General features: G+C 40.3%; 22 protein-coding genes. 9 read left to right on the plus strand and 13 right to left on the minus strand.

The features are described 5' to 3' along the window. The first annotated feature begins 194 nt into the window (after positions 1-194). Positions 195-656 carry a hypothetical protein gene (locus A8F94_RS16440; RefSeq protein ID WP_139070121.1) on the plus strand — a complete coding sequence of 154 codons (462 nt, stop codon included), beginning with the start codon at positions 195-197 and terminating at the stop codon, positions 654-656. A 39-nt stretch (positions 657-695) separates the two neighbouring features. Here the strand turns inward: A8F94_RS16440 and A8F94_RS16445 are convergent, their stop codons facing one another. After that, on the minus strand, positions 696-1,271 hold the full coding sequence (locus tag A8F94_RS16445; RefSeq protein ID WP_254660879.1) for a cysteine hydrolase family protein: 576 nt from the start codon (positions 1,269-1,271) through the stop codon (positions 696-698). A gap of 172 nt (positions 1,272-1,443) precedes the next feature. Next, positions 1,444-2,181 (minus strand): YqcI/YcgG family protein, encoded by a 738-nt coding sequence (locus tag A8F94_RS16450; RefSeq protein ID WP_066202662.1) that lies wholly within the window; start codon positions 2,179-2,181, stop codon positions 1,444-1,446. A gap of 318 nt (positions 2,182-2,499) precedes the next feature. Here A8F94_RS16450 and A8F94_RS25105 point away from each other — a divergent pair, with 318 nt between their 5' ends. The 3 genes from A8F94_RS25105 to A8F94_RS16460 all read left to right on the plus strand — a co-directional run bounded on the left by A8F94_RS25105 (position 2,500) and on the right by A8F94_RS16460 (position 3,830). Then, on the plus strand, positions 2,500-3,069 hold the full coding sequence (locus tag A8F94_RS25105) for a hypothetical protein (RefSeq protein ID WP_077247775.1): 570 nt from the start codon (positions 2,500-2,502) through the stop codon (positions 3,067-3,069). Between the two features lie 39 nt (positions 3,070-3,108). Further along, positions 3,109-3,327: an STAS domain-containing protein gene (locus tag A8F94_RS25110; protein WP_368072797.1), complete on the plus strand. Its 219-nt coding sequence runs from the start codon at positions 3,109-3,111 to the stop codon at positions 3,325-3,327. Positions 3,328-3,458: 131 nt separating this feature from the next. Next, on the plus strand, positions 3,459-3,830 hold the full coding sequence (locus A8F94_RS16460; RefSeq protein ID WP_066202665.1) for a cyclic-phosphate processing receiver domain-containing protein: 372 nt from the start codon (positions 3,459-3,461) through the stop codon (positions 3,828-3,830). Between the two features lie 209 nt (positions 3,831-4,039). Here the strand turns inward: A8F94_RS16460 and A8F94_RS16465 are convergent, their stop codons facing one another. From A8F94_RS16465 to A8F94_RS16475, 3 genes are all read right to left on the minus strand, one after another. After that, entirely contained in the window at positions 4,040-4,534 is a 495-nt protein-coding gene (locus tag A8F94_RS16465; RefSeq protein WP_139070122.1) for a hypothetical protein, read from the minus strand. Positions 4,535-5,190: 656 nt separating this feature from the next. Beyond that, entirely contained in the window at positions 5,191-5,697 is a 507-nt protein-coding gene (locus A8F94_RS16470) for a DUF1648 domain-containing protein (protein ID WP_066202671.1), read from the minus strand. A gap of 236 nt (positions 5,698-5,933) precedes the next feature. Beyond that, entirely contained in the window at positions 5,934-6,362 is a 429-nt protein-coding gene (locus tag A8F94_RS16475; RefSeq protein WP_066202674.1) for an NUDIX hydrolase, read from the minus strand. Between the two features lie 681 nt (positions 6,363-7,043). Here A8F94_RS16475 and A8F94_RS16480 point away from each other — a divergent pair. Next, positions 7,044-7,472: a VOC family protein gene (locus A8F94_RS16480; protein WP_066202677.1), complete on the plus strand. Its 429-nt coding sequence runs from the start codon at positions 7,044-7,046 to the stop codon at positions 7,470-7,472. A 78-nt stretch (positions 7,473-7,550) separates the two neighbouring features. Here A8F94_RS16480 and A8F94_RS16485 read toward each other — a convergent pair whose 3' ends face one another. The 7 genes from A8F94_RS16485 to A8F94_RS16515 form a co-directional block, all read right to left on the minus strand. Beyond that, the gene (locus A8F94_RS16485; RefSeq protein ID WP_066202680.1) at positions 7,551-9,122 is read right to left on the minus strand and encodes a SagB family peptide dehydrogenase; all 1,572 of its coding nucleotides are present in this window, start codon (positions 9,120-9,122) and stop codon (positions 7,551-7,553) included. Between the two features lie 24 nt (positions 9,123-9,146). Continuing rightward, complete coding sequence (locus A8F94_RS16490) at positions 9,147-11,087, minus strand: TOMM precursor leader peptide-binding protein (protein ID WP_066202683.1); 1,941 nt, start codon at positions 11,085-11,087, stop codon at positions 9,147-9,149. Beyond that, positions 11,087-13,054, minus strand: coding sequence for a putative thiazole-containing bacteriocin maturation protein (locus tag A8F94_RS16495; protein ID WP_066202685.1), 1,968 nt, complete (start codon positions 13,052-13,054; stop codon positions 11,087-11,089). Before A8F94_RS16495 ends, A8F94_RS16490 begins: the two co-directional genes overlap by 1 nt. A gap of 154 nt (positions 13,055-13,208) precedes the next feature. Then, on the minus strand, positions 13,209-13,457 hold the full coding sequence (locus A8F94_RS25115) for a heterocycloanthracin/sonorensin family bacteriocin (RefSeq protein WP_077247777.1): 249 nt from the start codon (positions 13,455-13,457) through the stop codon (positions 13,209-13,211). Between the two features lie 480 nt (positions 13,458-13,937). Beyond that, positions 13,938-14,624, minus strand: a complete 687-nt coding sequence (locus A8F94_RS16505) for an LrgB family protein (RefSeq protein ID WP_066202693.1) — start codon at positions 14,622-14,624, stop codon at positions 13,938-13,940. Then, on the minus strand, positions 14,602-14,988 hold the full coding sequence (locus tag A8F94_RS16510; RefSeq protein ID WP_066202696.1) for a CidA/LrgA family protein: 387 nt from the start codon (positions 14,986-14,988) through the stop codon (positions 14,602-14,604). Before A8F94_RS16510 ends, A8F94_RS16505 begins: the two co-directional genes overlap by 23 nt. A 365-nt stretch (positions 14,989-15,353) precedes the next feature. Then, on the minus strand, positions 15,354-15,866 hold the full coding sequence (locus A8F94_RS16515; protein WP_066202699.1) for an NUDIX hydrolase: 513 nt from the start codon (positions 15,864-15,866) through the stop codon (positions 15,354-15,356). Positions 15,867-16,032: 166 nt separating this feature from the next. Here A8F94_RS16515 and A8F94_RS16520 point away from each other — a divergent pair, with 166 nt between their 5' ends. From A8F94_RS16520 to A8F94_RS16535, 4 genes are all read left to right on the plus strand, one after another. Further along, entirely contained in the window at positions 16,033-16,476 is a 444-nt protein-coding gene (locus A8F94_RS16520) for a LytTR family DNA-binding domain-containing protein (RefSeq protein ID WP_254660882.1), read from the plus strand. Between the two features lie 16 nt (positions 16,477-16,492). After that, positions 16,493-16,921 carry a DUF3021 family protein gene (locus tag A8F94_RS16525; RefSeq protein WP_066202708.1) on the plus strand — a complete coding sequence of 143 codons (429 nt, stop codon included), beginning with the start codon at positions 16,493-16,495 and terminating at the stop codon, positions 16,919-16,921. Positions 16,922-17,287: 366 nt separating this feature from the next. Next, positions 17,288-17,737 (plus strand): hypothetical protein, encoded by a 450-nt coding sequence (locus A8F94_RS16530; RefSeq protein ID WP_066202711.1) that lies wholly within the window; start codon positions 17,288-17,290, stop codon positions 17,735-17,737. A 416-nt stretch (positions 17,738-18,153) separates the two neighbouring features. After that, the gene (locus A8F94_RS16535) at positions 18,154-19,458 is read left to right on the plus strand and encodes an alpha/beta hydrolase family protein (RefSeq protein WP_066202714.1); all 1,305 of its coding nucleotides are present in this window, start codon (positions 18,154-18,156) and stop codon (positions 19,456-19,458) included. Between the two features lie 254 nt (positions 19,459-19,712). Here the strand turns inward: A8F94_RS16535 and A8F94_RS16540 are convergent, their stop codons facing one another. Further along, a complete protein-coding gene (locus A8F94_RS16540) occupies positions 19,713-20,420 on the minus strand; it encodes an ABC transporter ATP-binding protein (RefSeq protein ID WP_066202718.1) in 708 nt (235 codons plus the stop codon).

Here is a 20,420-nt window from a genome sequence, read left to right on the forward strand (position 1 = left end):
GGCCACCAGCTATTGTTGAAGGAATATAAGCTTGAGATGGTACCTATATCTTTATTATATAAAGCTTCTGTTTGACATAGTGCGAAGGGGGAGGAATCAACATCGAAAAAAGAATGTATAAACGAATTTTTACGAGAGTTGCTTTACATCAGACAAAGGCACATAGGATTGCACTTGGGGCAATATTGGGAGGCATGGCTGCAATTCTCCAGTTTACCGGGGCACTTGGCGGAGCAGGTTATGCTTTTAGTATGGCTGCCACCCTTCCTATCGTCCTTGCATCAGTGGCAGCCCTCCAGACTGGTGTGTTGGCCTACTTGCTGGCAGTCTGTTTGCTGCTACTCATTCAGCCGAGTGAATTAATCGTGTTCCCGTTTACAACCGGCCTGCTCGGACTCAGTTTAGGTGCTGCACTGCACTTTTTCCGAAATAAAAGCATCATTGTCTTGTTTAGCGGGGCTAGCCTAACAATCGGCATTGGCCTCATTGTAGAGCTGTTCGGATTCCCGATTCTTGGACCCGGTCTTTCTTCGGTCCTATCACCAAAAGTTTTGCCATTTGTATTTTTAGGTTCTGCTTTATACAGCTGGGGATGGATGGTGTTAAGCATGAAATTGATTTCACTGTTGAGCAGGCAGCTGAAAAGAGGCTCTTGAACCAAAAAGGATGTAAAGGGATATGCCCTCTACATCCTTTTATTGTAGTTTTAAAAGGGATTCAAGCACTTCATCGGTCGTAACGATTGTAGCAAATTCCTTATGGAGAGTAGCCAATTCCAGCTCATGGACCACTTCTGGCGCGTGTCTTTTATTAGTATGATCAGTGATTTCGAAGGCCGCCGTCGCATCAGACACCAGGAAATTTGTATAGCCAAGATTGCCTGCCATCCTCGTCGTTGTGGAGACACAGTGCTGTGTTGATAGGCCAGTGATAATCAGTGATTTAATCTGTTTTTCTTTTAAAAAGCTTTCTAGAGGAGTACCAATGAATGCACTGTTCACATTCTTGGGAAACACTTCTTCGCCTTCTATCGGACTGATTGCATCCTTGATTCTGACGTTTTCTGCATCCTTATAATTTAAAGGCGAGTGCGGCAGCAACGATAAATGCTGTGAATAGATTACAATTCCTTTGCGCTTCCTCCATTCTGTCAGCAGACGGTAAATGTTGTCCTCTGCCTCACGGTTGTTTCGCTGCCCCCAATAAGGGTCATCAAACCCGTTTTGGACGTCTAAAATAAGCAATGCTGGTATGTCAATTAGTTGTATCAATTGTATCCCTCCATCCACATCATTCCCTTATCTTTTCCCTCTCCTTCCCTTTTATCCGCATTAGAAAAACTGGGATTCGCCAGTATTATCAGCGAATAGCACAGTTTTTCTTTTTGCGTCAAGAAGACTTTCCTATTAATAAAAAAACATGCCGGTTTGGCATGCGACAGAACTACTCATCCTTCTTTTTTAAAAAGTGATGGAAAGGACATTTGGAAAGGGTTTTATCGTCGTCCCGGAGGAAATATTGCTTCCATTCATAGTTGTCTTCATTTCCATACATATTTAAATCGGGATGAATTGGGGCGGTATCATAATTGGAAAGCCGTTTTCGGATATTCAACTTGATTTTTGATGCCCTGTCCGGAGTTTTATTGAATTCGACCAGCACCGACCTCGGTGTGATGGCGAGCATCATATAAGGAAAATGCCTGCTTTGCCGGTTTTTATGGGCGGGTGTACCGCAATATACAAAGTACTGTTCATCATGGAAACAAAATTCCCATAACGTATTTTCCGGATCTTGGGGAATGTGCTCTGGCCATTCCTTCTTATCCAAAAGGCTGCTTCGGCTCAGCTGGTCCCAAAAAATTCGTTCATATTCCTCGACTGTTAGCAGTTCCTTATGGTTTTTTTTATAAAAAAGAACAAGGGATGTGTAACTGCCCAGTTCTTTATAGTAAGTTGAATACTCTTCCAATGCACGGGCAAGTTCAGAGACTGCCGTTGCGTCCAGGGGGGCAGGAAGGAATCCGTATCGGAAGTGGTCAAGCTGATGGCCCATTGTTGCCGGGATGCAGGGAAACGGTTTCGTTCGATCCTGCATTTTAGCTGAAAACGTGGCAACCGCATCTTTTTTCCACGCATCAACTTCTGATTGAAGTACAGCTTCCTTAGTAAAAAGAGTCATAAATGGGGCCTCCTCTCTCTTCTTTACACTATTCATTGGAGGCTCCCCGTGACACTGGATCGGGTGAGTGTGAATTGCTAATGGATACTTTCTACCTGACATTAGGGTCGGTACCTCAAGTCATCGAAATGTTCTTGTGGTGTAAGACTGCAGCACAAAGTTATTAATTAAAATTTTAAATGACTTAAGAAACATTCGGGATATCACTGCGTATTTTTTCGTAGTTTTCAATATTTACAAAAACTGACAATATCCTTGGTTTTCAAACCTATCTGCTTAGAGTTATAATAGTTTTGTAAAAATAAGGAGGAAATTACCTTGAAAACCTCACTAGAGATAACTCTGCAGGAAATGGCCGATAAAGTTAAAAGCCTTAAAGAAGAGTTGGCTGAACGGAGATTTGATGCTGTTCCCAATATGTATTCCGTCTCCGTTAATGGCTCATTAAAGCATTGGCGGGAGAACCTGATCGTGATTTTCGCGCAGTCCATTTTTGATAGTTTGGAAAATACATATGCAAATTTAAAAGATTGGGGTGCGGAGGGGGTCAATCTGCTCGTCAATCTGGATTTGCCGCTTGATTTGGCGATTGAGGAAGTTCGATTTTACCGGAATACGATTGGGGAAATTATTAGAGATGAGTCTTTAAAGTATCACCTTACAATCCCGGAGTTTTATGATATTATTTCAAGGTTCGATTCAGTTGTTGACCGGGCTGTCCATTGGTTAAGCTTATCTTACTCGGAAACTTATGCTGCCCGGATTACTGCTGCCGAGCTAACTGCCCTGGAGCTGTCAATCCCGATTGTACGGATTTCAGAGGAAATTGGAATCCTGCCTTTAATCGGGGATATTGATACAAAACGGTCTCAGGAACTGATGGAATAAGCCCTGAAATATGGTTCTTCATTAAATCTCAGTCATATCATTATTGATTTATCAGGCGTACCAATCATTGATACAATGGTTGCCAATCATATCTTCAAGGTTGTGAATGCGCTTAAGTTGATCGGTATTGAATCGATCTTGACTGGCATCCGCCCAGAAATCGCGCAGACGATGGTCAACATCGGCATAGAAATAACTGGCATTTCCACGTTTGGAAGTCTTCACCATGCAGTGAGGTACCTTCAAGCAAAGAAATAATTTGGCAAAGTACATTCGGGCAGAATGTGCTTTGCCAAATTAATGTCAGTTTTCGTAACTATTTTATGCTATACTTATAGTATTAACAGGGACAATTGACTTATCTTAGTTCTCCCTTTAAGGAGGCAAGCATGGAAAAAATAAGCGTATTCCTTGATGATTACCGAAATCCGCCCCCTGGTTATGCATTGGTAAAAACGATTGATGAGTGTATTTATTTATTACTAAATCAAGAAATCAATCATCTTTCTCTCGATCACGATTTGGTGGACAAAACACGAAATGGACTTCTTTTAGTAAAAATCATGGTAGAAAAAGGCTTATTTGCCGGCCGAATTACAGTCCACTCTGCCAACTCGGTTGGCGGAAAAGCAATGTATACCTATCTTAAAGACGCGCAACTCCACTTCAAAATGCCGAACAAAATCATTGTTTCCCTAAAACCCCTTCCCCTGGACTTCATTCCTTCCAGAGTACTCCAACATTATTCAGATACCCTGTAACCTTCCCGATTGTAGCTGTCCCCAGCGTTAACCTGCTTTTTAAAATGCAAAGCACCTGTCCAGCTGTGGGGACAGGTTTGGTTTTGAATCGCCTACTAATTAGCAAGTAACTTGGAAGCAAAAATAGGTACAAAAAGGCTTGGAGACGTATATATGGCTCCAAGCCTTTGCTATTATGACTTTGTTAAACTAATGAATAAGATTTCAAGCTATTTTATGTACTCAACGTCCAAGCTGTTTGGTGATTTATTTGTATATGAAATCCAATAATTAATCTCATTAGAGTATTTTACTTGTTTTGCATATTCCCCAAAGACTTTTACGTAATTTATGCCAGTTTCCTTCGGGATCATCACATTTACATGAATCGGGTCAGAAATAAACGTATCATCACCACTCAATTCTAGGCCTCCAAAGCCTATCTCCCAATCTAATTTACCATTGTGTATCTTGATAAATCCGATATTTAATTGCTCATTTTCTTTGCTCTTATAAATGACAACAATATAATCTCCTTTAATGTCGTAGTCGATCATTCTTTCATAATCTCTGCCTTCACTGCTTTCAAGAATTTTTACGATTTCATTCTCAAGGGAAGTTTCTTTAGAACATCCTAACAACAAAAAAATCAAAATAAATGAGAACACACTATATGCTCGTTTTTTACTACCCAAGTTCTCCCCCTCCTTTATATTTCTTACCATTATATTCTCCAATTTAACATTAACTTCCTTTACTTTAATTGGGATTACAACAAAAAAGAGCATAATCCTTTTGGGATTAATGCCCTTATTTGAATACAGTATAAAGCAAATCGAACCTACTTGACGGTTTCACTTCTAAACTTCAGCTCCGAAAAATGGACCAGTTCAACTTTGTTGTCTGACTCATCTTTTTTTATCACTTCACAAAATCCGGATGCATACTGAACAATCAATAAATATTCTTTTCCCTTATATAATACAGGAAGGTTTTTCATGGTATTATCACATCCGCTGCTTTTAAACCTATTTTAATTCCATTATATAAATATGTCTGTGGATATTGTGTGATAATTATTATTCATTAAATATTTCCAATTCAGTTAAACAACACCTATAAATCTTACAAAATTGTATCCTATTCCTTTTTAGGTCAAGGTCCGCTGCATTAAATAGCAGCTATTCGTAAATAGCTGCTTTCATACGTCAACCTCCTCCTTTGTTTATCGTCGGTTAGATAACTTCTAGATTGAGCTTTTTCTCCATTCAAATAAATCCTTTTTACCACTTTAGTCTAGAGGGGTCGGACAATAAACAATTCCTTGTATCTATATGTTAGTAATCTTTTATTAGAACTATTTAATGAATTGGGGTATGTCTTATTTAATCTTTTTCTGTTTAATTATTCCTATTACAATCGGGATTAGAACACTTACTATTGCTATTGGCAGGAACCATGCTCCAAATCCGTTTCCGGTACCTAATGCAATTGAAACGGATTCAATTAAGATTAACGCAAAGATGATTAAACATATATTTTTTAATTGATTTGCCAGTTTTCTGCTTATCAAGTAAAACTCTTTAGCATTCTCTATCCTGAATCGTTCTGGATAATTGTGTGATTCCGGGAACTTTTCAAGTAGTTGCATTAATAATGCAATAAATGCACCGATTATAGGTAATATAAAAAGTTCCATCTTTGAACCCCAACGATCGACTTCACCTAACGCATTGTAATGTGCTGGAACTTTGTCAGGAAGCCAACTCCAAGTGTAGATTAAAAAGATTAACGAGCCTATATAAAATGAATACCCTATGAAATCCCAAATCCACTCACTCTTAGTTTTAGATATTTTAATTTTAGGTCTTTTCCAGGAATTTGACATTTCCATCAACTCCTTCATTTTTCTAACACAATTTTTCTAAAACATCATATATTCTATACGAATAGAATATAAATCTGTTTCGCGTTTTTTCACTAACCTGCCCCGTTCGTCCGATAATAAAAAAAGAATAGACTAGTAACCCGCCCGACCCATTCGGCGGGGGAAACTTTCATAAAAAAAGGGCGACTGCCCCCACCAAATCTGAGTTTTGGAAGAGGAATGCGTCACCCGTTTGTTCAATAAGCATTGGATTGAAATATCTTCGTTATGTATGCAATAAGAAAACCTCTATCTTCAGGAAAGGTTAATTCTAAAGTCTTTATTTCATCTACTGTTTTCCAAGCAATATCATAAATGAGATGATCAGGGTCTTGAAAGTTTCTTTTTCCTCCCACAACCTTTACTAAGAAATAATGGACTTCTACTGATAAAGTATGTTGTTCATAAGTCCTTCTTTTAACCTTAATTTCTTCCACAATTTCGGTTGAATACCCCGTTTCTTCTTTAATCTCCCTTATACAGCACTCTTCGAAAGTCTCACCGTGTTCTCTTCCTCCCGATGGAATCGACCAGGTTTTTTTCTCTTCAGGCTTTCCTTGTAATACCATTAACAATTGACCATTTTCATTCATACATACACCCGAAGAACCTAACCATTTCTGCACTTAATGTTCCTCCATTATATAACCGTCTAACTAATAGAGTTCTGCAAATTCCATAAAACCCCTTCTCACTACGAAACGGCTAATAACAAAAAAGCTGTCGTCAATCGTTGACAACCCTCGGCCACTCAATTCAACATCATCCAAAAACATACTTTCCCAAACTTTCAAAGAAACACAATCCAACACTCTGGAATATGGTCTAACAGATTAGAAAACTTTTAAATTGTAAAGATGCTAGCCATTTTATCTCCCTCAATTGTAATTATATCGCCCTCATTCACAACTATATCACCCTCAACATTCACCGTATCGGACGTATTCATGACTTCGACACAACTTCCCCTACTGTTTTCACATCACAGCCACCCTCGCAGTTGTTAGTCAAGAGCGCACTTGTTGACTTCCTGCAGTCAAATTCGCTGCATGTAAAATCGTACAGTAGAGAATACAAAGAAGCAGCCTAGGATAAAGGCTGCTTGGCACGGTACAAATGTTAGAGTTTGAGTCACGTCAATTCAACAGATGCACGTTTCATTTTTGCAAAAGAAAAAGGTCGGATTATTAAACGTGATGAAATAAAAATTAATATTTAATTACTATTTGGATTGAAGCTCGTCTATGATTGAATATATCGGATAGAATGAACTTGTACAGATTACTAATTTATAAGGAGGATGTTGAATGGCTGTTGATGTTTATCTTGTTTTTAATGGCAATTGCCGGGAAGCAGTCGAATTTTACGCAGGGGTATTTAAAACAGAGACACCAAAAATTATGACTTTTGGTGAATCACCGCAAAGTCCGGAATACCCGCTTCCTGAGGAAGCAAAAAATTTAGTGATGCACGCTCGTCTTAACATCGATGGAAGCAATGTCATGTTTTCTGATACCTTCCCTGGCCAGCCCTTTGTAAAAGGCAACAACGTTACACTTGCACTAATCAGTAAAAATACCGAAGATTTAAAATCCTGGTATGAACAACTAAAAGATGGCGGTAAAGTTGAAATGGAACTGCAGGAAACCTTCTGGAGCAAGCTTTATGGCCAAGTGACAGATAAATTGGGAATCCATTGGCAGCTTAACTATGACAATGGTGAAATGTCGATGTAAAGTAAAACTTCAATCAGTGGGGGCTTCTTCATCCCCCACTGTTCTCCCATGAAAAAAAGTACGTTTCGTTTTCCTTTCCTAACTAAGCAAACTCCCTCTTAACCAGGCGCGCGGCCGGTATGGTCCGACAGGAATTTGAATCAGACTGGTTTTCTCTTTAGAATCAATCCTGTATAGTTCATCTGAGTGGTTCACATCAAATCCCAGCAATGGATGGCCACCCATTCCCAAAGCACCAGACACCAGGAGCAGCCTTTGCACAAGAATGCCCGCTTCCATCTGTTGAATGCGGTACCCTCTGTACCCCAATATCTCCTTGAGGTGATTCTTGTCTCCAACCACATGCATACAGAGTGGAACTTGATACAAATTTACATTGGGCATCGTTAACCCATATTGTAAAAACTCCCGGTAATCCCCACTTGCTATTCTCTGTAGTGCATGAGTGCGATTGTCATACGAATAGGCACCGTCAGGAATTCCCTCTACATGATTAAAACAGCCATATAAGGAAACTCGGTTGTCAATATGGTCCAGTCCATCGTCAAGATCATGTTGATACAAGAATGAAAGTGTCTCTTTTAATAAAGTGGATACTTGTGTTCGACTTACTTTTCCTAACGTAAAATCCCGCTCAGGAGAGTACCGCTCCCTGCAGACAGATGCCAAATCGTACGAGAAATCCTCGGTGAATGGCAGAAAGACCATCTCTGTACTTAAGGAATTCCGGGCATTATTTTTTTTGCATTTTACAAAGGATTGTGTTGTTTCAACCATCGATGCTTCATTCATTTTTCTCATCATCGCATAATCAAAAACTCTTTTTGAACGATTATAGGTAGCATGATTTAGCTCCGGTACTTCCTTGCACAATTCAGATGCAGACACCCTATCTCTTTTCTCGTTGCCAACTTTTATTGGTTTCGTGCTTAAGGGAATAACCGCATATACACTTTCCTCTTGGTCAGATAATCCTAGTAAATGATTAAGTGACCGATCAAGAAATTGATAACAAACCCGCGTTGAGAATCCCATCACATTGGCCACTTCCAGGGATTGGCCAATGACCACTCCAGCATCCAGCCCTTGAAGCCTGTAAGAAAAATTATTGTACTTATAGAAGTTTTTCCAAAAAACCGTTGAGACAAAAACAGTGCAAAAGCAGTCTGGAATAGCAAGGCTATCCGCAAGGCTTCTGGATAAGTAGCCGTCGTAATTTCCTTCCCTTACCAAAATTAGACGATGATGCGCCACGTCGTAATGGTAAATTCCTTTAGGGGCGTCTTCCAGCTTGATATACACATATAATTCATTCGGATACAGCGCCCCCCCTGCGGGAACAGACCTTCGTAACGATTGTGTGAAACTCACATTCTTCCCATCAATCCCATCAGGTAAAGCTGGAGTTTGAGAGAATTGAGTCAAACCGTACACATACCATAAGAAATGGCCAAGCTCCTCAAGGCTGGGACTCAGCTTAGCTTCTCTTTTTCCGAGAGTTAAGGGCACGTCTGCGGTTAGAGGAATCTCTGGCAAGCCTCGGTATAATTTATAAGGAAGCGGCGCGTCTTCCCAATCTACCTTCCAATCTGGCGGAAAGCATTTTTCAGTTTCAAAATGCAGTTGGTGCAGAAATGTTTCTAGCTCCAAAACGTTTGTCCTCCTAATCTTCCACTATGGGAATGGATGGGGAAATGAATTAAGCTGTTCATACGTTAAGGGTTTCGCCGCAAATCCTAGCTGCATCGGTACCGTAAGCACCCTTTCCAGCCCTTTCACCCGGGTAAGGTGATGCCCAAAGGTCATTGGCAGCATACCGGGAATGATTACTTTGACACAAAATAATCCATTTCGTTTGGTGATGGGCGTGGTTTGGTCAACTACAATCACATCAAGGTTCAAACGCTGGAACGTCTGAAGAATATCCAGTAGATCATCTTTTAAATCAGCATGGGCCGGTGGCTCCTTGAATTCCTGAGAAAACGTACGGAGGGGACGATGGTCATTTAATAAAAAATTCAGCCGTTCCTCCGCTTCTCGCAGACCGTAAAGCATCCCATGGTCCTCCATGGTACGGACTGCGAAAGGATCTTGGAGCATCCTTTCATATTTCTTCCTGTTTGTCTCCAATTTTTCATCATCTCTAAACATCATTCCGGCAAGCTCGAAAATCGTGCTCTTTACAGCCCTTATGGGATCCGGGTTTGCACCTGCTGCACAAATAATGTTTACACCGTTCGACCTTTTATTTTTCGCTATGGCCCAAACACTTGGAATTCCATGTTCCATCGTCGAATTGTAACAATAAAGGTCATATCCGGCCACATCTTGAATACGGTCCACCATCAGCTGTAATTCTTTATCGTTAGCAGAACGAAGATCAAGCCGTGGGAGGGATAGCTTGGCATACCACGTTAACAAAAATGAATCCCTCTCGACGACCTCCATAATGGCATGGAAAATCGCTTCCTCCAAACTCCCGCCTAATGCACATCCGTTGGAGGTTTCATATATAAAGCCCTCCCCGCAGCTTAAACTATAATAGGCAAGTAATTTTGGAACCAGAATTGGCCGTTCTTGTAAAAATGAGTAGCCCCATACCCAATCCATTGGAGCATCAGGATCGAACCTTTTAAAAGGAAAATGAGGCTTTTCATATTGCTCAGATTCATGGACACCTACACTCGCAGGATTTAATGCGTTATTTTCTAAATGGTGATAACTATCCCGAACGACTGTCCTTTTTCCACGGGGCTCGATTCCGCAATATCGCTCCAAGCCTTCCAAGATAGCAGTCAGTTCACTCATATCATAAAAATTCGTCCTTCCTGCTACTCCCTCATTCCCTTCAAACAAAGGCATGTTCACTAAAACATCAGCAAACGGCAGTCTAACATCCTGCATTTTTCCATTCATAAGCCCGGTACGTGGATCGAGGTAATCTTTAACCAGCCCAGTTTTTAATTCGTCCATTGAACGGCTGCGATAACCGCTACCATTAATTTTAGGACTGGATTCCAGTCGAATTTGAGCTAATTCGGGTATATCATGGGGTAATGAACTGCATATTGGGCACGATGGGTCAGGCAAGAAAAAGTGAAGAGAGGCCGATAACGTTTTCAGGTTCATCATGAACACTTTTTCCTTTACGTTACTGGGTTCTCCCTGAAGAATCCTCCGCACTTCATTGCTTATTAACTCTGCCATTTGAGATAATCCCATTCGCGATACCCAAGCATCTTTCTGTACACTTTCTTCTGCTGCGATTTTCCCTTGAAGATTCCACATTTCTTGACGATCTGGCCCTGCAATAATACGACGGATATCGGCGCAGCAAGAACACCCCTGTGTATCCGGCCGTACGAACGGACCGATGATTCCTTCCCCGAACGAGACGAAACCTCGAAGCCATGGGATACCTTCAGCCCTAAAACGTTCTTCTGCTTTATGATGTGCCTTTGGATGCCAGGAATCGTGGAGGACCAGTGCTAATTCTATTTCAGACGGAATGTCTTCTTCGATACTTTGACGCTTAATGGAAAAGCTTCCGGATAATTGATTATAGACAAAATCCGCTAACAAACCCTTTCCATCCATTAGTACTTGGGCAGCCATTATGTTCCCTCCTCCCGAACCTGTACACCATACACCCCTGCTAATTCTTCTTTTAAAAAAGGTTCGAACGAGAGATCATAAACAACTAAGCGTTTCCGGTTTTCTTTTAAGACTCCAATGGAAGACTGCAGCAATTCTAATTGATTCAGTCCATTACAAGAAGGAATGTTGAGTTTGATTGCCTTTTTTCCCCGAAAATCGGCTGGTTCTTTTTTCTGCCCCACCACTGAATGTGCCTGGTTTTGTGCAACTAAAAGCGCTTGTTGTAATGCATTTTGCAAGGCATACGTTAAAGTTAACCCTGCCTTCGTGAAACTTTCGCCATTCGACCTTACCCGTATGACAGGAAAACCGAGAATATCGTCTCTTAACTCGATGATCACCGGACCATTTAAGGTGTTCAGTGCCTTTAAATAATATCTGCAATTCTTATCTTCTATTGATTCTTGCTGCAAATCTAAAATCGTGCCCGTGCCTGGTTGAGCTTCGTTTCTTTCTTTTAATTCTTCATCTAAATAGTTTTGCAGCCCTCGGCAAACGGCCTCTTCGATTGTTTCCCCTGCACCGATACCGATAAAGCCCTCTGAAACGCTCGAGTCAACATGATGATCCTGATTATTAATTCCCCTGACATTGGGATCGATCAAGTGTGAAACATACATTTCAATACCCGTCAACCCGGCATTCCTTTTGGCCTCCTCATGTGTTAAACCGGCACATATCACTTCCGGAAGAAGGTCTGCTGGACCTTCGGAAACTGGATTAACTGCTTGAACAAAGCACTGTGCCAGGGGAAGCTGTATTAAATCCCGTTCCTCCCATGAATGGAAAATTCCAATCTCTTCAGAAGTTAACCCACTGAAATAGTCCAATAGTTCATTAGGTGGAGAATCTCTGTTAGATTCATGCCCCATCCTTAAACCAATGTCTTCAACCAGCCTCGGAGTTGTATCTGCAGATGTAACCAACGGGTGTGCAATGAATGATAACCAGTTGCCTTCTAATGTTTCAGGATTAAGCAGATAAATTTGATTACTTTGATTGGGACCTGCAATTCCAACAGCTTTCTTGAAAAATTCAAATACAAGGACATTTGCCAGTATTGATCCTGTTGTTGAAGAGAAGTTGTTAGGCTGCGGTTCAACTCCAACGGCAGATTGATGAAGGCGGCGCCATGCTGACCCCCAGCATCCATCTGATTCTGGATGAACGACTGGACCTGATAGCCCTGCTTGCTCAAAACAAATGGCTGGCACGAATACCTTTCTTTCCTGCTTGCAAACACTATTAAGAGTCCTTAGTTCATTTACATTTCCATCCTGTGAGACATATAGAACCCCATCATAGTCTCTTACAGCTTGTTTCCAAAAAATTTGGTTTGCCTCTTTTTCGAATGGAACCTCTTTAACCTCCACCTCAGCATCAGCTTCACGGGCATTCTCCACTAACTCATGAATTCGCTGCCTTTTTGTAGGCATCGATTCCGTTACCATAAAATCGAATTTAGGTAGACCCGATTCAATTAATGCACTCACTAATGAAACAAGCATGGGACCAGCTCCGACAGCCAGAACTTTAGCCTGACGGAATTCCTGAAAGCGGTACGCGCCAGAATCAACAAAGTTCTCAATAAATTCAATTTGCGAAGAATATTTTTCAAGAACTGTACGTTTTAATTGATGAGGTTGATCTTGACTGATATCTCGCACAAAGCCATTCTGGCATAACGTTTCACCAATCTCATATACTCTGGTCTGATACGGAACCGTTAGTCCCGCTGTTAGTTCTCCCAATGTCTGCTCCCCATTGAACATCGGCATCAGTGTTTCAATCCAGTGATAAATGGTACTGCCTTTCATGCGGAATGAGCTTTCGTTATTTCTAAAATACACACCACCTTCTGGGTCGGGTAGATAAACTGTATCTCTTTTTACTTTCAGGCGCGTGGACGAGTTCAGTTTTGTCATTCTGCTCCTCCTTATTTCTAATCGATTCCAACTATGCACTACCATTTTATGTAGTTTAATTTGTCCGTTATGATTAACTAAAAAGCAGTACCCCTGCAATCATGCAAGGGTACTGCTTTTTATCTTTAAATCACCGAAATTTTGAAATGAACGATTAACCCCAACAGCGATGACATCTAAAACAATTAAAACAACTGAAGAAACAACTGAAGAAACAACTAAAACAGCTAAAGCAACTAAAGCAGCGAAAACCGCCACAACGATGAAAGCCTCCGCAACGGCCAAACCCTCCAAACATACCAAATTGACGTGCATCCTCACTATAAGGATCCAGATGATTTAACTCGCCAACTTGGTATGGGGCCATTTCCAAGCTTTGTAATTGATTTTGAAAATTATGCATTTTTCTTCTCCTTTGTATTTATTATCAGGTTAGCTGACACCTGACGCTGAGAGTGGATTGAAGTTTGGGCAATTAACATCCATCAGATAATTCGTGTACTCTCCTCAACAAAATATGTTTGCTTTTAGGCCGTTGTTACTGATGTAAGAGCCTAAATATAAAACATCAAGCATTCCGTTTCTAGAAATTGCTTGCGGACGAATATTCTTTCTAGGGTTTACACATAATTCCAATAGGGCAAGGTACTTAGCCACCTTCTCACACTACCGAGTTCTGTTCCACATAAGGCGCAAAAAGGAGGATATCCTGATAGCTAGAGCTATCAGGATATCCTCCTTTTTCCTTTATGTTGTCTGCTTCAGTTGTGGATTGGTTACAACTTAAACTATATAACCGCCTGCATTTGATGTTTACGCCCACTTCAACACTTATCTGATTTCTTCTCCAAGTCCCGCGAACAACAGAGATGGCGGGACTTTTTTATAAATGAAAGATGGTATATACCAATGGCAGAATAATCGATGTGATAATAGCTGCGAATCCCATTGCTACGCTTGCTGCAGCTCCTTGAATGGGGCCCTCGGATAAAGCTTGGCTCGTACCTATCGCATGGGAGACAGTCCCCAGTCCAAATCCCCGTGAAAAATGATCGGAAATTTTCAGTGCATTTAGGATGATTGGACCAAATACCGCTCCGAAAACACCAGCGATTATGACAAATGCGACCGCAAGTGAAGGGTTTCCATCAAGAAGCATGACGGTTTCAATCGCAACAGGAGTTGTGACTGCTTTGACTGCTGATGCTTTTTGGATGGATTCAGAAAATCCCAGTAGTTTAGAAATGAAAATTGCACTCGCTATTGTTGACATCGTACCAATAACCAATCCAATAATAGCAGGAATAAATTTTTCCTTTATGATCAGCCGGTTCTTATACAAAGGAACTGCAAGCGCAACCGTCGCAGGTCCTAACATGTATGTGATCCAGTCTTTGGCTGGTTGATATTGTTCATAGCTGACATCCAGTAAATGCAGGAATACAATAATCAGTGCGGTTGCTGTCAGTATGGGGGTTGTGAATGGGGATTTGACACGTTTGGATAGAGTAACCGCAACCACATAGAAGACGATAGTGACTGAAATACTAACTAGAGTGAGAGTGTTTATCTTTGCCCGGCTCCCTTCTAGATAAGTACTCTGTCAACTTTGCTGCAACCATTAGTCCAATAATCGTGCTTCCTGCAATCATGATGAGTAATTGCAAACCAACGGAATTGATCAGGCTTCCATAGTTCATCAAACCAACAGCAATCGGTATGAAAAAAAAGCCGAGGTGTTTATTTAAAAATGCTGCACCCTTGTCGATATACCGTAATTGAATGATTTTGCTTGATAACAATAGATATAAAAGGATCATACCTAACACGCTCGTCGGTATAGGCAAATGGAAATACCTGACGATGAAAATAGAACATTGATACACAGCCCAAATCAAACATAGTTGAGCCAAAAACAGCACTGCTTTTTTCACCCGATACAATCCTTTCAGCTAAAATGAAAAAAATTAAAAACCTAAAGATCGGATTAGAATGCCTTTGAATACTGCTTCTAATCGACCTTTAAGTTTTCTCGGTAGTTTACTAAATTGGATACGGCATTTATGCCTCGGTCCGTAATCCATCATTTATCCATATTCTTATGTTATTTAATTTGGTGATGTGCTAATCATATCAGGACATCCCAAACTTGTATAGCACCAATGCATGAATAATTTTTTCCATAAGACAATCGATTAGCAGCGAGAGTCGGGAGATTGAGTCTATTTAGCTATTCTATGTACAGTCCTGTCGTGTATCATGAAAATTACGGAGTCGCGCACCAGTCCCTCCGTCCTTTTCATCGGAGTGCGCTCTTTTTCAATAGTTCCAGAACATAATTTTCCCGCCTAATCCAACCATTATGTTCGAGCTCTGCACACAATTTATCGTTTTCCTCAATGGCTTCCCCAATTGTGACCCAAACAGGGGTAAATCCCAAATCAAGCTCATATCCATCCAATAGTTGATCTGCCTTTTTCGGTGTTCTAATCGTACATTCATAATAATATGACTTCATTTGAAAAATAGCGTTTGAATCAAATTCATCAATATGGCTTTCGACTACCACTCCGATTTGCTGTCCTACTTCACAATCAACATAGCCAGTTTCCTCAGCAATTTCTCTGATCAAAGCATCGACATGGCTTTCATTCTTTTCCACACCACCGCCAGGAAACTTATAATCTCCTTTATTGTTTTGGACGAGCAATATTTTATCCTGTGAAAGAATGACAGCTCGTACCGCTTCTCTATAATTGACCTTCATTTCTGCTTGTGTGTCGTACTCATCCTTAAATAACTTGTAGAACATACATATGTCTCCTCCTAATATAAATACTGCCCAAACATTCTATTTTAGGGGATCTCTCCCCCTTTATCAAAAATTTTAAAATAAATTGGCAGTTGAGTAAATTATTGTATATCGTTCAATTTAAAATTGATAAGATTATAGAATAAGATGATGGTTCCAAAGGGTGATGACATTGAAAATTTCAATAGAAGAAATAAGCATGGACCTTGGGGAAGAAATCCTCATTCGATGCCATGAGGTCGATGACGAAATTAACGAAATTGTGAACAAGCTGACCACGGATGACCTCTTTATACTGGGATATCAACATGACCAGGTGTACCGAATCAATCTTAAGGACATCTACTATTTCGAGGCGGTTGACGGAAAGGTTTTTGGGTACTGCAAGGACAGCGTCTATGAAGTTAAACAAAAGCTCTATGAGCTGGAGGAACTGTGCAAAGGCAAGAACTGTTTTCGCGCTTCCAAGTCAACTGTTTTGAACATCGCTAAACTCTCTTCTATTCGACCGTCCTTAAGCGGCCGGTTTGAAGCAGTGCTAGATAACGGGGAACGTGCTGTTGTCTCCAGGCAATATGTACCTGTCCTAAAAAACATCCTTGGACTGTAAAGGGAGGATAAAGAATATGAAACTTACAGAACTTGTCCAAAAAATTACGAGGGATTTTTTGATGATCTTCGCCTCCATCATCATTCTTATCACCTTTTTACGGCAATTATATATTCCGGAAATGGCGTTTGATTTGAAATCGATTTACACCATTATGGCTTTTGCATTTATAAGTTCTTTATTGTCGTTTATTTTGTATGCTCCGCATGAGCTTAGCGAGAAGGAAAGACGAATCAGAATAGCCGTCCACTTTATCAGTTTGGAAATTTTGCTGCTTACGCTTGCCAGCATTTTTGACATAGTGACTAGTGGGACGGAGAGCATTATCTTGGCACTGCAGATTGCCGTGATTTATCTCATCGTCCGCCTGCTTTCCTGGAAAAAAGATAAAAAAGAAGCCCAGCAAATTAACGAAAAACTGAAGGCGTTAAGCAATAAATTATAGGCTAAAGCTTTTTTTGGTATGACAGTCCAAACCGGTTTCGCTTGAATATACCCGCTCCCATGTGCTCTCCGTTAAGGGTGGGTTTTAGATTGTTTTTCTACTTATCGCGATCGAACTGAATTAGCTATAAAAACCTGTATTAAGTGAGGGTTTCTTCACTCACTCGTATGAAATGATTCATAAGGCTTGGTCATACTTAAATAGACGCAGCTCACGAAATACCATGCTTTGTTGTAAGTTATTTAACATGTTTTTCAACTTTTTTTGCATTTTTATTAAAATCTTAGACCTTTTTATTACTTCCCTCATTTTTTCTGCGATTTGGGACATCCTCTTAACTATATGGGATTTCTTAGGAGGAAAACAATGATGAAAGAAAATGCAGAACATCCAGAGGTCAGGGATTTTGAAGTTGAACAAATACTTAATGGCCACCCAGTGCACCAAAGGCACGAATTTTCTTTTACAGTCGATGACAATGAGTTTAAAGGTCATTTTCACGATGGTGAAATTACGTGGATGCATCCATATCCAAAACAAGTACTTGGTGAGGAAAAAGAAGCAAAGATCGAAAATAAAATTCGTAAATTGCTGGGGGAACATGGGGTTTTCAATTGGATTGATGACCTTGAAATGACACAAGCGTTTGAAGACCGACCACACGAGCGTCGCCAAGTTACTTTTAAAGTGCATGGACACGAGTTCAAAGGGCTTGTTCACGAAGGAGAAATCCATTGGTTTCATCCTCAGCCAAGCCAAAAGCTAAGAGAAGAGCATGTTGAAGCGATTGAAAAAGAGATTCACGAAAAAGGATAGGTTCTTTCATCATGGTGGGCGGTAGGAATTGACAGTCTAGCAAGGATTGTATCCTAATCACAATCAAAAGCCGGGTTTTTTGCATGCCACTGGACTTTAGGAAAACGAATAATCTATTGTTGTGTTTTAGAAAAGATTCTTCAATAAATATTGTTGCTTGGAGTCTGATGAACTCCAGGCATTTTTTTCTGATTTACTTACCAGGTTGCTTGTTCTAATACAAATTTATATACGATAGTTACTTGTTAATTAAGGTTTTGAAATTTAAAACTGAACCCTTTAACTTTTTAACTCCCAGCCTTTTTTGCAACTTATAGCCCCGTAGCTGCAACTTATCGTTTTTCTATATACTTTTTTCAGGCGTTTTTTTATGATGAGTTCATAAAAAATCACTGGAAAAGAAGGGGTAAAATCGGATGGGAAATTTATTATTAGTAGTTGTTCTGGTTTTCGAGATTGGCTTTGCAATCTACTGTATGGCAACGAAGCAAACTCACAAAAAATTAAAGAATCTGGTCAGGATTTCAGCTTTTATACTCTTTGTTATCCTTACACTGACACCAGCCATTGAATGGAGCTTGCGCTGGGTATTGTTTGCAGCCCTGCTTTTCGCATTCGCGTTAAAAGCAACTATATCTCTGATCCGCAACAAACCTACTCGTAATTACAAGCCTTCTGCGATTGTGGTGAAATCGATTGGAGTGGTCATGACATTCGTGTTTGCCCTGGCACCTGCGGTTATTTTTCCAGAACATCGGGCTCCAAAGATAACAGGTGATTATGAAATCGCAACTGCTTCTTACACATATACAGACAAAAACCGCATCGAGGAATTTTCCAGTAAAGGTGAAAACAGATTCGTGAATGTTGAATTCTGGTATCCGAAACAATCGGAAGAAACCTACCCGCTCTTGGTATTCTCACATGGAGCAACCGGGGTAAAATCAAGCAATACTTCTACTTATAAGGAGCTTGCCAGCCATGGTTATGTTGTCGTTTCAATCGACCATCCGTATCACTCCTTTTTCACCCGGTCAGAGGACGGGGCGGTCGCTACAATCGATTCGGATTATCAAAGGGAAATCAGCAATCTGAATGCCGAGAAGGAAGTGTACTCGAGGGAAAAACTTAATGAGCTAATTCAAAAATGGATGAAACTGCGGACAGACGATATGAACTTTGTCATTGATACGGTCCTTGAAAAAGCCAAAAATGATAGCGATTCGGTCTATCAATATATAAATACAGATAAAATCGGTGTGTTTGGCCACTCAATGGGCGGTGCGGCAAGTGTTAAATTAGGCAGAGAGCGCAATGATATCGGTGCCGTTGTCAATATCGACGCCCCGTTTTTCAGTGAGCTTGTGTATAAAAAGGATATTAATGATTTTGCGGCGAGCGACAAAGCCTACACAACACCGCTTTTAAACATTTATTCCGATGACGTCTGGGGACAACTTGATAGCAACACTCTTTATGCAGCGAACAAACTCGACAATCAACAATTCAAAAAAGCCTATACAACCCATTTTAAAGGTGCAAAACATTTAAGCCTGACTGACCTGCCGCTTTTCTCACCTCTGCTTGCCAATGTACTTCAAGGTGGAAAAGCTGCCATCGACCAATACTACTGCATTGAAACTGAAAATGAGTTGATTCTTCATTTTTTCGATAAGGAATTAAAGGGCGGCGGACAGTTTACGTATAAAGAGGCGTATTGATTTTAATTCAGCAGCTTAAAAGGCTGGCCTGGATATAGTAAATGGTTACGGGTGGAGGCCCCATGCTATGTACAATGTTACCATCCTAATAATGAGATTGCCCCCAGGCTATATAGTCGTGGGGGCTTTCTAATTAAGTTCGTTCCATCTTTAGTCTGTTCCATAGATGCACCCATTAATGTGACCATAATTGCTTGCGTAAAGGAGTCTGTATACTGTGCTATTACTAGTAAACTATCATTCAGACACTAGTACTAGCTGCCATCCTCTCTCTTTCCACTTGTAACTATTTCTCCATCCTTTATTTCAATGATTCGATCACATTGTTTTGCTACTTCTTTATTATGTGTAACAATAATAAGTGTGTTTCCTTGTTGATGCAGCCTTTTAAATACCTGCATAATTTCTTCGGTTGTACTTGAGTCGAGTGCTCCTGTTGGTTCATCTGCCAAAATAAATGCCGGATTATTCACTATTGCACGAGCAATTGCTACTCTTTGTTGCTGTCCTCCAGACAACTGTAACGGTCGTTTATTGATGTGTTCTTCTAAACCTACAGCTATTAATGCCTCTTTGCTTCTACGTAATGCCTCTTTATGATCGACTTTTCTCTTGCTATACAAATTATAAAATTGCAGATTTAACTTAACATTCTCCAATGCGGATAGTTCATTGATTAAGTTAAAGTTTTGGAATACAAACCCAATGTTCTTATTTCTGGTGAAAGCTCTCTCTTTCTCTTTTAAAATATTTGTATCTTTCTCTTCCAAGTAATATGTACCGGAAGTTGGTCGATCCAGTAGTCCCAAAATATTAAGTAATGTTGATTTTCCCGACCCGGACGGCCCCATGATAGCAATCATTTCTCCACTATTAATGTGCAGGGATATGCCTTTTAAGACATTTTTTCTTTCCCCCACTTCAAAATGTTTATTAATTCCATTTAGCTCAATACAATTCAT

It is taken from the genome of Bacillus sp. FJAT-27225, assembly GCF_001685025.1.
In the GTDB taxonomy this organism is placed as follows: Bacteria; Bacillota; Bacilli; order Bacillales; family Cytobacillaceae; genus Bacillus_D.